The organism is Aurantiacibacter atlanticus, assembly GCF_001077815.2.
Lineage (GTDB): Bacteria > Pseudomonadota > Alphaproteobacteria > Sphingomonadales > Sphingomonadaceae > Alteraurantiacibacter > Alteraurantiacibacter atlanticus.
Genome location: NZ_CP011310.1, coordinates 2413028 through 2425015, shown reverse-complemented (window position 1 = coordinate 2425015; position 11988 = coordinate 2413028). Strand labels below are relative to the sequence as shown.

14 protein-coding genes and 1 pseudogene are annotated in these 11988 nt (G+C 57.3%); 3 read left to right on the top strand and 12 right to left on the bottom strand.

The features are described 5' to 3' along the window. The first annotated feature begins 71 nt into the window (after positions 1-71). On the top strand, positions 72-857 hold the full coding sequence (locus CP97_RS11825; protein ID WP_048886120.1) for a hypothetical protein: 786 nt from the start codon (positions 72-74) through the stop codon (positions 855-857). After that, the gene (locus tag CP97_RS11820; protein WP_048886119.1) at positions 857-2443 is read left to right on the top strand and encodes a tetratricopeptide repeat-containing sulfotransferase family protein; all 1587 of its coding nucleotides are present in this window, start codon (positions 857-859) and stop codon (positions 2441-2443) included. The genes CP97_RS11825 and CP97_RS11820 overlap by 1 nt, the downstream gene beginning before the upstream one ends. A gap of 868 nt (positions 2444-3311) precedes the next feature. Here the strand turns inward: CP97_RS11820 and CP97_RS16755 are convergent. The 12 genes and pseudogenes from CP97_RS16755 to CP97_RS11765 form a co-directional block, all read right to left on the bottom strand. Further along, a pseudogene (locus CP97_RS16755) lies at positions 3312-3419 on the bottom strand (hypothetical protein); the annotation flags it as partial. Positions 3420-3763: 344 nt separating this feature from the next. Then, a complete protein-coding gene (locus CP97_RS11815; protein WP_048886118.1) occupies positions 3764-5146 on the bottom strand; it encodes an NAD-dependent succinate-semialdehyde dehydrogenase in 1383 nt (460 codons plus the stop codon). A 344-nt stretch (positions 5147-5490) separates the two neighbouring features. Further along, positions 5491-6108 carry an SOS response-associated peptidase gene (locus CP97_RS11810; RefSeq protein ID WP_048886117.1) on the bottom strand — a complete coding sequence of 206 codons (618 nt, stop codon included), beginning with the start codon at positions 6106-6108 and terminating at the stop codon, positions 5491-5493. A gap of 17 nt (positions 6109-6125) precedes the next feature. Beyond that, entirely contained in the window at positions 6126-7037 is a 912-nt protein-coding gene (locus CP97_RS11805; RefSeq protein ID WP_048886116.1) for a hypothetical protein, read from the bottom strand. 138 nt (positions 7038-7175) lie between these two features. After that, positions 7176-7520, bottom strand: a complete 345-nt coding sequence (gene grxD, locus CP97_RS11800; RefSeq protein WP_048886115.1) for a Grx4 family monothiol glutaredoxin — start codon at positions 7518-7520, stop codon at positions 7176-7178. Between the two features lie 32 nt (positions 7521-7552). Beyond that, positions 7553-7786, bottom strand: coding sequence for a BolA/IbaG family iron-sulfur metabolism protein (locus CP97_RS11795; RefSeq protein WP_048886114.1), 234 nt, complete (start codon positions 7784-7786; stop codon positions 7553-7555). 24 nt (positions 7787-7810) lie between these two features. After that, positions 7811-8134: a DUF1476 domain-containing protein gene (locus CP97_RS11790; protein ID WP_048886113.1), complete on the bottom strand. Its 324-nt coding sequence runs from the start codon at positions 8132-8134 to the stop codon at positions 7811-7813. Between the two features lie 67 nt (positions 8135-8201). Next, positions 8202-8807, bottom strand: coding sequence for a 3-isopropylmalate dehydratase small subunit (gene leuD / locus CP97_RS11785; protein ID WP_048886112.1), 606 nt, complete (start codon positions 8805-8807; stop codon positions 8202-8204). Further along, complete coding sequence (locus tag CP97_RS11780; RefSeq protein WP_048886111.1) at positions 8807-8965, bottom strand: hypothetical protein; 159 nt, start codon at positions 8963-8965, stop codon at positions 8807-8809. The genes leuD and CP97_RS11780 overlap by 1 nt, the downstream gene beginning before the upstream one ends. A 6-nt stretch (positions 8966-8971) precedes the next feature. Then, entirely contained in the window at positions 8972-9499 is a 528-nt protein-coding gene (locus CP97_RS11775; RefSeq protein ID WP_335622364.1) for a DNA-deoxyinosine glycosylase, read from the bottom strand. Next, positions 9486-10928 carry a 3-isopropylmalate dehydratase large subunit gene (leuC, locus tag CP97_RS11770; RefSeq protein ID WP_048886110.1) on the bottom strand — a complete coding sequence of 481 codons (1443 nt, stop codon included), beginning with the start codon at positions 10926-10928 and terminating at the stop codon, positions 9486-9488. The genes CP97_RS11775 and leuC overlap by 14 nt, the downstream gene beginning before the upstream one ends. 64 nt (positions 10929-10992) lie before the next feature. Then, on the bottom strand, positions 10993-11325 hold the full coding sequence (locus tag CP97_RS11765) for a hypothetical protein (protein WP_149036466.1): 333 nt from the start codon (positions 11323-11325) through the stop codon (positions 10993-10995). Positions 11326-11532: 207 nt separating this feature from the next. Between CP97_RS11765 and CP97_RS11760 the strand changes: the two genes are divergently transcribed. After that, positions 11533-11958, top strand: a complete 426-nt coding sequence (locus CP97_RS11760; RefSeq protein ID WP_048886108.1) for an acyl-CoA thioesterase — start codon at positions 11533-11535, stop codon at positions 11956-11958. Positions 11959-11988: the final 30 nt, after the last annotated feature.

Below are 11988 nucleotides of genomic sequence, written 5' to 3'. Positions count from 1 at the left end.
ACCGTTCGGATGCGATGGGGCGGCATGGCAAGATGCCGCCCCTTCTGTTAGGCTCCCGGGAAGGAGCGGACATGCCGGAAATCTTCATTCAACGTGACAATCTCGACGAGGTCGGTGAGCGGTTCGACCGCAAGCCTCTCGAGCAGGGCGTGTTCCTCAATTCCATCCCCAAAAGCGGAAGCCATCTCCTTCGCAACGTTTTGCGCATGTTCGTACCCACCGATCAGACCTACGCAGCGGATTTCATCCAGTGGGGAAATCTTCAGGCCCATCGCGCTGCCTTCGATCCGGCTCGCCCCCAACTAAGCTGGGGCCATCTCTTCTTCGCCGATGCTTCGCTGATCGAAACTGCCAATCTTCGCCGGATCCTGCTTTATCGCGATCCGTACGAGTGGATCATCGCCCGGGCCCGTTTTATCCTTTCCCAACAATTTCAGGGAAATGTCGATCATCTGCGCACCGGCGTGCTGTCGAGCGATGAGCTGTTAACGATGATGATCTTCGGTCTTCCGCACAAGCTCCCGTCGCTCAACGACATATACGAACTCAACGCGGCTGCATGGCTTGGGGCGCGATGCCATATCGTCCGATATGAAGAACTCGTCTCGCACGTTCGAGATATCGGTAGCAGTGGCACAGCAGATTTCTTTGGCGAACTGCTCGGCGCTTGCGGCATTGCCATCCCGGACGATTGGGCCGAGCGCGTGAAGACCGGCTCCGCGCGCAATGAAAGCGCCACTGCGCGCGAAAATCTGACTGGCGTGGCGATCGACCTTCCCGAGACCTTGCCTGAAAGGCATCGAGCATTGGTAGATTATCACGCGCCGGGTCTACGCAAGCTCCTGGGTTACAGCTGATGCAAACGAAAGCGGTTCCTTCCGTCCATCCCGGCCTGTTTCCCATCAGGGAGTTGCTGGAGGACAGCAAATTCGAGCTGGCATCGAAACAGCTGATCGGGTTTCTCCGCAACAATCCCGATCATCCCCAAGGACTTGCCATGCTTGGCGAAGCAGCGGCGAAACTGGGGGCATTGGGCCAAGCGGAGCATTTCCTGCGCAAGGCGATCAATGCCGGCGCACGAGATTACGAGACGCGGCGGCAGCTTGCCTCGGTTTTCAATCAGCAAGCCAAGCCTGATGCAGCCCGTGAGATGTTCGAGACTTTAAGCCGGGAAAAGCCCGACCCGAATACGGAACTCATCCTCGCGGCGATCTACGAAAAGACCGGTCGCAGCGAGAAAGCCAGAGAGATGTATTGCGCGATATCGGAGGCCCATCCAGGGCATCTTCTGGCATGGGTCGCGTTCGGTCACAGCCTGCGTGCGAACGGACAAGTCGACGATGCCGTCGCTGCCTATCGACGAGCCATCCTGATCGATGACGGCTTCGGTGATGCATGGTGGGGCCTGGCAAGCATCAAATCGCCCATCCTGACCGACGAGGATGTGAAAACGATGCAAGCGTCCTTGGCGATTGCCGTGGACGAACGGAATTCGGCTCCCCTGCATTTTGCGTTGGGCCGCGCGTTCCACGACAGGAAAGATTTCGACGAAGCTTTCGAGCACTATCAAGCAGGCAATCAGATCCGCGCAGAATCGCTCAATTACGATCCAGAAGAACTTACCCAGGAGGTCGACGAGATCATCTCCAGCGTCGATGCCGATTATATAGCCCGACTGCCCCAGAGGGCGGTAGGCGATGCCGTGCCGGTATTCATCGTCTCGATGCCGCGTTCGGGCTCGACATTGCTTGAACAAATGCTGGGATCCCATTTGCAGATCGAACCAGCAGGCGAGCTGCCTTACATTCCGGCAATGCTGCGCAGCTTCATGGAAATGGCCACGCGCCGTAGTAAGGTCACCGTTACCCAGGCTATCCACGAGATGAGCACCGACCTCGCGGAGGCGCTTGGACGGGATTACATGGCCCGCGCGGAAGTTCATCTTACGGAGCGGACCCCGTTCTTCATCGACAAGATGCCGCCGAACTGGAGCAATGTCCTCTTTATCCGGAAGATACTGCCACAGGCCAAGTTTATCAGCATTCGGCGAGACGCGATGGACTGCTGTTTCTCGAATTTCACGCAATCGTTTACCAGCGCGCACGCATCCTCATTCACGTTGGAACATGTCGGGCGGAGCTACGTCGAAAATGTGCGATTGATGGATCATTTTTCTCGGCGATGCCCGGGGCTTGTTCATCCTATCGATTATCCAGCGCTGGTCGAAAATGCACAGGGACAATTGGAGCCCACACTCGAATATCTGGGTCTCGAGTGGGAAAGTGACCTGCTTGAATTCCACCGGCTGAAGCGAACCGTGCGCACGCCCAGCAGCGAACAGGTTCGCCGACCGCTCAATCGTGACGGGATGGAAGTCTGGCGGCCCTATTCTCATCACCTTGAACCCTTGCGAAAGGTCCTCGGTAGATTGGCTGAAGTTTAAGCTCAGGAGCCATTAAATCGTTTGCACTGATAGCGCTCCGTTGATCCATTGGTGGCATCAAGGCGCGCTCAACGGCGGCAAGCCTGCTAAAAATGTGGCTCTACCCAAGACGTATCGCGGGGCACCAAAGGCGGACTGAATTCTAAGCTCCACACCGTCTGCGATGGGCGGGGCGACCGTTAATCATGCTGGTCAGCGAAGGCTGGATGAGCGATTAAAAGGGTGCTACATTTATGATCGATCCCTTGCCCCAAGGCCTAGGCGTTGCTCGCCGATCGGGGCTATGACGGCGACTGGTTCCGTCGCGCCCTGGCCGACGGCGGAATCGCCGCCTGCATCCCATTAGAAAGAGAAACCGCAAGCTGCCCATCCCGCACGACACCACCCTTTACCGCCAGCGCCACGAGGTCGAGAACCTGTTCGGCAAACTAAAGGACTGGCACCGCATCGATACTCGCTAGGACCGATGCGCCCACCAGTTCATGTTTGCCATCCGCATCGTCGCAACGGTCATCTTCTGGTTGCTACTCTGCATCCGCAAGAACGCAGCCGAAGCGAACACCGCTTGCGCGAACCCGGTCGATCTCGGCCAGCGCGATCTCTTCTGTAAGCGCGACAATCTTCGGGAACTCCATCTTGGTCCATGCAGGCCACATCGCTGGCCAAGCTCATGGGAAGGGACAGGGGGAAGCCGACCATGGTTTGAACTTCGCCCGATGCCAGCGTTATCTACACCAACGTCTAGCAGTTGACGTTCTTGCCAAGCGCCAAGGGATATTACGGCGTTACACCAACCGAATGGCAGCCTCTTTTTGGGCAGCGCCGTATCGTCGCTGATTAGCCAGGCTTCGTCGTCGCCAATCTGTCGGTAAGCTTCAGTCAGCAACGCCACTTCCAGCGGTTTTTCATCCCACACTCCACTCGCAGTAAAAGGATGCAACCGGTCCTGGCTGACACCGTCGTCGCGCGCAGCCATCGGCTGAATGCTCTTGCGATCCCCCGGGCCGAGCAGTCCCGCAATATGGCCGGACACATCCGAGGTCGCTCTTGTGCCGCAACGCCGCTACAAACGGCATCCACCACTCATCAAGTTCGCCACGCCAATCCGCTTCCATCACCAGCCTCCGCTAAAAATGGCTCTATATGAATGACCGGATCAGTCGCGGAGGATTCCATGAGGCAAACCTATCAACAAAAATCTTCCAAAGTAGCGCTAGCTCCCACAGACATCACGATTTCGTTCATTAACTGTCCATCGTCACTGAAATTTCCAGTGTTTTAAGTGCCCATTTTTGTCACGCCCGGCGCGCCAAATTCCCCCTATGAAGGGGCGCCCACAAAGATGCTTTTGGGGTTGGTAAACGCTTTCAGGCCAAAACCGCCATGTTCGCGTCCATAGCCTGAATTCTTCACCCCGCCGAAAGGCATGGTAGGATCGGCTACCCCGTAAACATTGATATAGACCATGCCTGTATCGAAATGCTGAGAGGCCATCTTGATCGCGCGGTCGGTATCTTTTGTCATGATGCCGCCGCCCAGGCCATATCGGCTGTCATTGGCAAGGCGCATGGCATCATCATCATCCCGGGCACGGATGACCGATGCGACAGGACCGAATAATTCATCATCATAAGCGGGCTGTCCCTTGGCGACGTCAGAGAGCACCGTGGCGGGATAATAGTTTCCCTTGCCATCGGGGATTGACCCGCCGCATTCGATCCTCGCTCCGTTGGCAACCGATTTTTCAACCTGTTCCTGCAAGGTATCGCGCAGATCCGATCGCGCCATCGGGCCCATGTCGCTATCGTCGGCATTGGGATCGCCCAGTTTCACCGCTTCGAACAGCGACACGAATTTTTCGAGAAATGCGTCATAGACCTTTTCCGTCACGATGAAGCGCTTGCCGTTGATGCAGGTCTGGCCGTTATTATAAAGTCGCGCCTGCGCGCAAATCTGCGCGGCCTGATCTACATCGGCATCTTCCAACACCATATAGGCATCGTTTGAACCAAGTTCGAGCACCGCTGGCTTGAGCAGCTTTCCCGCTTCCTGCGCAACGTGCTTCCCTGCATTGTCCGATCCGGTAAGTGTGACGCCTCTCACCTTGTCATGCGCGATGACTTCGTCCGAAACATCGTGGTCGATCACAAGCACTGTAAACAGATCTTCTGGCAGGCCCCCCTTGGCAAAAATATCCGCCAGCATCAGCCCGCTGCCGGTGCAATTGCCGGCATGTTTCAGCAGCACGCCATTGCCCGCCATCAAGCTGGCAATAGCATAACGCACAACCTGATAAGCAGGGAAGTTCCACGGCTGAATCCCATATACCACGCCGATTGGAGAATAGGTGACGATGCCGCGCCCGGCGTTGGCCGGATCGCGGCTTTCATCAGCCAGTTCTTTCGGTCCGATTTCAGCGGTATAGTCGCAAATGCTTGCGCACAATTCTATTTCGTCGCGGCTGTCACCGATCAGCTTGCCGACCTCATCAGTCATCAGTTGAGCAAGTTCCTCCGTATTATCCCGCAGGCTTTGGGCGATGCTGGTGATAATCTTGGCGCGATCTTCGTGCGAAACCGTCTTCCATTCCAGAAAGGCTGCGTGGCAGGCATCCACCTTTGCACTCGCAGCCTTTGCATTCAGCGGCTCGTAGCTATTGATCTGTTCTCCGGTCGCGGGATTGATGGTTGTAATCATTGTCATGGAACGGTTGCCTTTGGTCTTGAAAATTAGGGGCTTGCATCAAATACGCATGAAGACGCGGCAAAGGTCCGCGATTGTCTCAAGGCCCGCCCGCAAATGCGGCGAACTGGCGGTGCGAATGTGACTAACCGGAAGCGTCGGTAAATTTTACACAAATGCGTTGCGTTAAGTTTTTGCTAACCATCGTCTTGCTAGAAAACCCTGAGTTTCGCAAAACTGGCACGCTGCATGCAACAGGTCTTGTGTATCCAAAGTCTTCGATAGAGGCGGGACCTTCCAACGGTCTCCAACCAGTCTCCCGGTCCCGCCTCCCCGAAGCCTTCTTCCGAAATAGCCGAAAGCGCCTATCGCCGTCCCGCCCAGGGTTCGTCCGTATGGTCGACCTGTATTGTGCCGCCGTAAGGCTGGCACGAGCTACGGGCATGGGCCGGATCGCCATCAAGCCAGATCGGCCAGTCTTCGGGCGCAAGGATCACTGGCATGCGATCGTGCAGGGGTTTTATGGTGTCGTTAGCGTTGGCCATAACCATGGTGAAGGCGCGACCCCATTCCACCGTATCGCGCCATAAGCCGGCAACCGCAAAAAGCGGTGCAGTGGAAGGGCTGAACCATGTGCGCGTTTTGCCGCCGACTGGCCCCTTCGCCTCAGCAAATGCAGATATGGGTATAAGGCAGCGCCGGGCATTGAAGCTGGCTGACCAGAAGGGGCCATCCAGCTTGTCCTCCCGCGCATTATTGACCGGCTTGGGCTTGAGTGGCTGGCGCTTCACGCCCTTGCGCTGAAGCGGGAATCCCCAGATCATCTGCTGCAGGCTGCTTTCTGCCAGCACCATGCCAGGATAGCCTGGATATACGCTTTCCGGCGCATTTCCTGCCATGGCGAAGGCCATGTCCTGTGCAATTGCTTCGAAGAATTGCGCAACCTCGTCATGACTGCTGCTCATCTTGTAAAGATTGCACACGGGATCGCTTCCTCAGCCTAGGGCGCGACTTGCACCTGATCGGCGGGCATGGGTTCGCCGACTGTGCCGCTGACCACGGGCCACATCGTATCTCCGGTGGTTACGCCCAAACGCATCGGCAATAATGTGGATAGCAGGATATGCACTGGGCTGGGCGTTTCTGCGCCTTCATAATTGGTGAGATAGACCTTGGTGGCAAGATCGGCGTCGTTGGCGGACCAGGTGATCACTTCGCAGGTATCGGTGATAAGATCGGGCGTGCCTTGCAGCCCGAATTTATCGAAACCGACGCGGTAATGCCTTCCCAGCGGAATTGCACCTTCTTCTATGGGGCCGTTCAGGACGTAGGCATCAAAGGTGCCATTGTCGCGCGGGGGCAGGACGATTGTGGCAAAGGTGACAGACGCGGTCACCGATGCGCCCGCGCTCTCATCAAGGCAGAAGGCATTGTTGCCGGCAGCCAGCACAACGCGGGGGGCAAAACTGCGCGCCTGCGCCATGGCTGACGCGGTGCCAGTGAGTAGAGGGATATTGCTTTGCGGGTGAATGGTTTCACTACGGATCGCACCATTCGCGATCTCATATTCGGCCAGTTCGAGCCAATCTGCATCGGGTTTGTCGATATCCTGCCGCCCGACAATTACAGCGCGCCAGACGCCCGGCTCATCAGTAGGGAGAGCTATTGCGCCTTGATATCCGGCACCAGGCCCCCCGGTAACCATGCCGACATATTGGGTCTGGGCCAGGCTGACAGCGGTTTGCACTTCGCCCATGAGTCGCGCGATTTCCTGAGCATCGCGAGCCTGATCCATCAGGCTGGCGGGCTGGGCGAGAGTTGGCTGGGCAACAGCGGTGTCGCCAGCAATGTCCTGCGCGGCGAGAGGAGCTGACACAATCAGGGCAGCGATTATTGCAAATATGCGGACCATGCAGTCTCCGGAAAAAGCGTAGGCGAACGACAGCTTCGATCACCTGTAAAGGCGGATTGCCGCAAAGACCGCACCGCAGATTTACCGGAGATGAAGAGAGCCGGGCGCCGCCATTTCAGGCAAGGCGCGCAAGGTTGGTCAATCTTCTGCCTTGGCAACCTGCTTTTCATTCATCAACTGCAGCAATTCGCCATCTTCGAACATTTCCATCATGATATCGCTGCCGCCAACAAATTCACCCTTCACATAGAGTTGGGGAATAGTCGGCCAGTCCGAATATGCCTTGATGCCCTGACGGATCTCCATGTCCTGCAACACATCGACACTGCCGAAAGCCACATTACAGTGATCAAGAATGGCAATTGCGCGGCTGGAAAAGCCGCATTGCGGGAACAGCGGCGTACCTTTCATGAAAAGGACCACGTCATCCTTGTTCACTATCTCGGAAATGCGTTCGCTTGTCTCAGTTTTCAAATCGGTCATCTGTCCCACCCGGAGGATTTTAATGTCCAGTTTCAGTTGGGGACGCTGGTGTGCAGTTGCAAGGCGTGGAGTTCGCCGCCCATGCGATCACCCAATGCTGCGAAAACCATCTTGTGCTGCTGAATCCGGCTTTTCCCCGAAAATGCGTCAGAGGTAACGCGGGCGAGCCAGTGATCATTATCTTCGACCAGTGCCTCCATCTCCACCGTGGCATCGGGCAGCGCGGCCTTGATCAGCGCCTCTATTTGTTCTGCAGGCATTGGCATGGACAATAACTCCGGATCGTTCGCTCAGGATTCGCTCATCAACTGGCGCTTGGCTTCAATCAATTTTGCCTCAAGTTGAGCGCGCACGGTGGCTTCGTCCGTATCGCATCCGGCCTGGGTCAGATCGCCGAGCAGTTTGCGGATTACGTCTTCGTCTCCGGCTTCCTCGAAATCGGCTTGCACCACCGCCTTCTTGTAAGCCTCGGTCTCTTCTGGGGTCAGCTTCATCAGCCCGGCTGCCCATTCACCGAGCAGGCGGTTGCGCCGCGCTGCGACACGGAAGGCATTTTCACCATCCAGCGCGAATTTGGCCTCTTCGGCGCGTTCGCGGTCCTTGAAATCTGTCATGTCTGTTTCACTTTCTCGTCAAGATGTCGCCCGGCCCGTAGCAAAAATCGGGTTAGGGCGGGAAACTTCAGGCGCCAACTCCGGTGCCGTGGGCGATCCACGGACGGTCTGCTGCCAATTGGCCTTCAAACCCTGCAATCGCATCATCGCGGGCCAGCGTCAGCCCAACTTCGTCCAGCCCTTCCATGAGGCAATGCTTGCGAAAGGGATCAATATCGAATGCGAAGCGGTCCTGAAACGGAGTGGTCACGGTCTGCGCTTCAAGATCGATGGAAACGGGATCAGTCTCCGCAACTTCGAGCAGGCGATCCACCGCGTCCTGCGGCAAGGCGACTGTGAGAATGCCGTTCTTGAAAGCATTGCTGGCAAAAATATCGGAAAAGCTGGGCGCGATGACGGCGGTAACACCCATGTCCAGCAGTGCCCAGGCGGCGTGTTCCCGACTGGAGCCACAACCGAAATTATCGCCTGCAATCAGGATTGGCGCATTGGCGAAACGCGGCTGGTCGAACACATTGTCCGGATCATCCGCCCGAACAGATTCGAAAGCGCCTTCGCCCAACCCTTCACGGCTGATGGTCTTGAGCCAGTGTGCAGGGATGACAAGATCGGTATCGATGTTCTTGCGTCCGAACGGGATGGCCCGACCTTCAACTGCGCGCAGTGCCTGCATCAATCGGTCTCCGGCTTTTCGCCGCTTGGAATAGGGCCGGGCTGGGTCGGCTCGTTCCGCTTCTTGCGCTTGTTTACATACAGGAGTGCAGCAGCCACCGCTGCCGATCCGATGGCACCTGCCGCGATTGCGGCTTTTCCGGGGATTTTGTTGGTCATGCTTCTTCAATGCGCTCGCGTTGCATGTGTTTCAAGATATTCGCGCAAGTCCAGCCACAGCTTTTCTTTTTCAGCAACAGGCATGGCTGCATAGGCAGGGCTGGAAGATGGCAAATCGAGACACGCGTAACGGCTGCAATCCACCAGTGAACGCCCCAGCTTTGCCGCCGTCTTGCCGTTGAAGCCGATAGCTCTAAGTTCTGGTAATCCTTCACAGAAATTGCCCAGCGGGTGGATGGCCGCATCGCGGATGGCGGAATCGAGACTGCCTTTGCGTGTGCCAGCCGCCACCACATCCCACAAGCCGATCCTATGCGCGCGGAGCCTTTCCAGCCGTGCATCATAGGGCAGGGCGGGCAGGTCTTCCGCGATAATCCTGCCCGCAAAATGCCAGAACATATTGCGCGGGTGGGCATAATAGCGGTGCTGCGCAAGAGACAGATCGCCGGGCAGGCTACCGAGGATCAGCACGCGCGTCTCAGGAGAGACAACGGGGGCGAACGATGTTTTTCGTCTTTCGTCAGGCAGGCTCACGCTGCAACTCACGCACGTCGGTCAGGCGGCCAGTGACCGCGGCAGCCGCTGCCATTACCGGGCTGACAAGATGCGTGCGAGCGCCGGGCCCTTGCCTGCCAACGAAATTGCGATTGCTGGTGGAAGCGCAGCGTTCGCCTGCGGGCACCTTGTCCGGGTTCATGCCGAGGCATGCGGAACAGCCAGGCTCCCGCCATTCCATGCCCGCGTCGATGAAAATGCGGTCCAGACCTTCAGCCTCGGCCTGCATCTTCACCAAGCCCGAACCAGGCACGACGATCGCCCATTTTATTCCGTCCGCGATTGTGCGGCCACGCAAAATCTCTGCTGCGGCGCGCAAATCTTCTATGCGACTGTTGGTGCAACTGCCGATGAAGATATTCTCGACAGCAATGTCACGAATCTGCGTGCCCGGGGTGAGGCCCATATAGGCAAGACTTTTGCGTGCAGCTTCCTGCTTTGCCGGATCGGCAAAATCTGCCGGATCGGGCACGCGTCCGCCGATAGCGACAATGTCTTCCGGGCTGGTGCCCCACGTCACGGTCGGCTCTATTTCGGCAGCATCAATGATTATGGAGGCATCGAATTGCGCGCCTTCATCTGTCTGCAGGCTGCGCCAATAGGCCACTGCCTGATCCCATTCAGCGCCCTTCGGGGCATAAGGGCGATCCTTGAGATAGGCGAAAGTCGTGTCATCGGGCGCAATCAAGCCGGCGCGCGCGCCGCCCTCAATGCTCATGTTTGAAACAGTCAGGCGGCCTTCAACGCTCATCTCCTCGAACACGCGGCCGCGATATTCGATGACATGGCCTGTGCCGCCTCCCGTGCCGATGCGGCCGATGATGTGCAGGATCAGATCCTTGGGGGTCACACCGGGGCCAAGCGATCCCTCTACCCGGACTTCCATGGTCCTTGACGGGGAAAGCAGCAGCGTTTGCGTGGCAAGTACATGTTCAACCTCGCTGGTGCCGATGCCAAAGGCCAGCGCGCCGATGCCGCCGTGGCAGGCCGTATGCGAATCGCCGCAAACAATAGTCGTGCCAGGAAGCGAAAAGCCCTGTTCGGGGCCGATGACATGGACAATGCCCTGCTCCCGAGCGATTGCTCCGAAATAGCGAATGCCGAAATCGGCAACATTGCGTTCCAGCGCGGCAAGTTGTTGCGCGCTTTGCGGATCGACAATCGGAATGGGGTTGCCAGCATCATCCACACGCGCCGTGGTAGGCACATTGTGATCGGGCACGGCAAGGGTCAGCTCGGGACGACGGACCTTGCGGCCTGCAAGGCGCAGCGCCTCAAATGCCTGCGGGCTGGTGACTTCATGGACGAGGTGGCGGTCGATAAAGATAAGACAGGTGCCGTCATCGCGGCGTTCCACCACATGGGCGTCCCAAATCTTTTCGTACAGTGTGCGGGGTCGGCTGGACATGCTGCTCGCGCTAGTCCCGCCGACCCCGGCTGACAAGGTCTGAAAGTTTCAGCGACGGTAGGAATTACCGCCGATCATTTCGATAATCGTGATTGTCGCGCGCTTTATCTGTGATTTGTGCACGCACGCTGGTCACTTGGCGATCGAGCTGGCGCAGCTCGGTGCGGGTGAAGCCGCCGCGGGCATAGCTGCGGTATAGCGACTGGAGCCGCGTGACCTGGCTATTGAGTCGCGCTTCCTCGAGGCGGGACAGGCCACGGCTACGTTCAATCTGCCGGTCAAGCTGCTGGATCTCGGCGCGGATCTGGCCACCATTGGCGGCCGCGGCACTGGCCGGAACAGTAAATAGCGCAGTTGCCGCAAGTGCAAGCGGGGCGGCAATAAGCATCTTATTCATGGCATCAATCCTTTTCTTGGCTGCGGCATTCAGGTTTCTGCCTGTGCCGATGAACGATATATGCCGATAAATATGCGATCTGTCCGTCAGCAATGGTAAGATTGTGTCGCAAGTCGCGACATAGCTTTCGCAATGCTGACAGGGTTTATTTTCCCAAGCGGGGGAGACCGACTTGGAATGTTAATCTGCGACCCCTAGCTTACTGCTATGCCAACGAAAAGCTTCGCGATTCCCATTCGTATCCTGCCTGAAGATATCGATTTCATGGGCCATGTAAACAATGCCCGTTATCTGAGCTGGGTGCAGGACGTGGTGTTTCAGCATTGGCAAAAACTCGCGCCCGCAGAAGAGGTGGCGAGCAAGGCATGGGTCGCTCTCAAGCATGAAATCACCTATCGCCGCCCCGCATTCCTTGAAGACGATGTCATCGCTGAAACCGTGCTGGAAAAGATTGCCGGCGCCCGCAGTTTTTACAACACCGTTATAAAACGCGGAGAAGATGTGCTGGCCGAAGTGCAAAGCATGTGGTGCTGCATCGATAGCGAAACGCTGCGCCCTTCGCGCATCAATCGCGATGTGGCGGAAAGCTATTTCGGCCTGCCGCCGAAGAACCAGCCCACCACTGGCGAATAGTCGCGCTTTGCGTCTGACGCATCGCGGGCG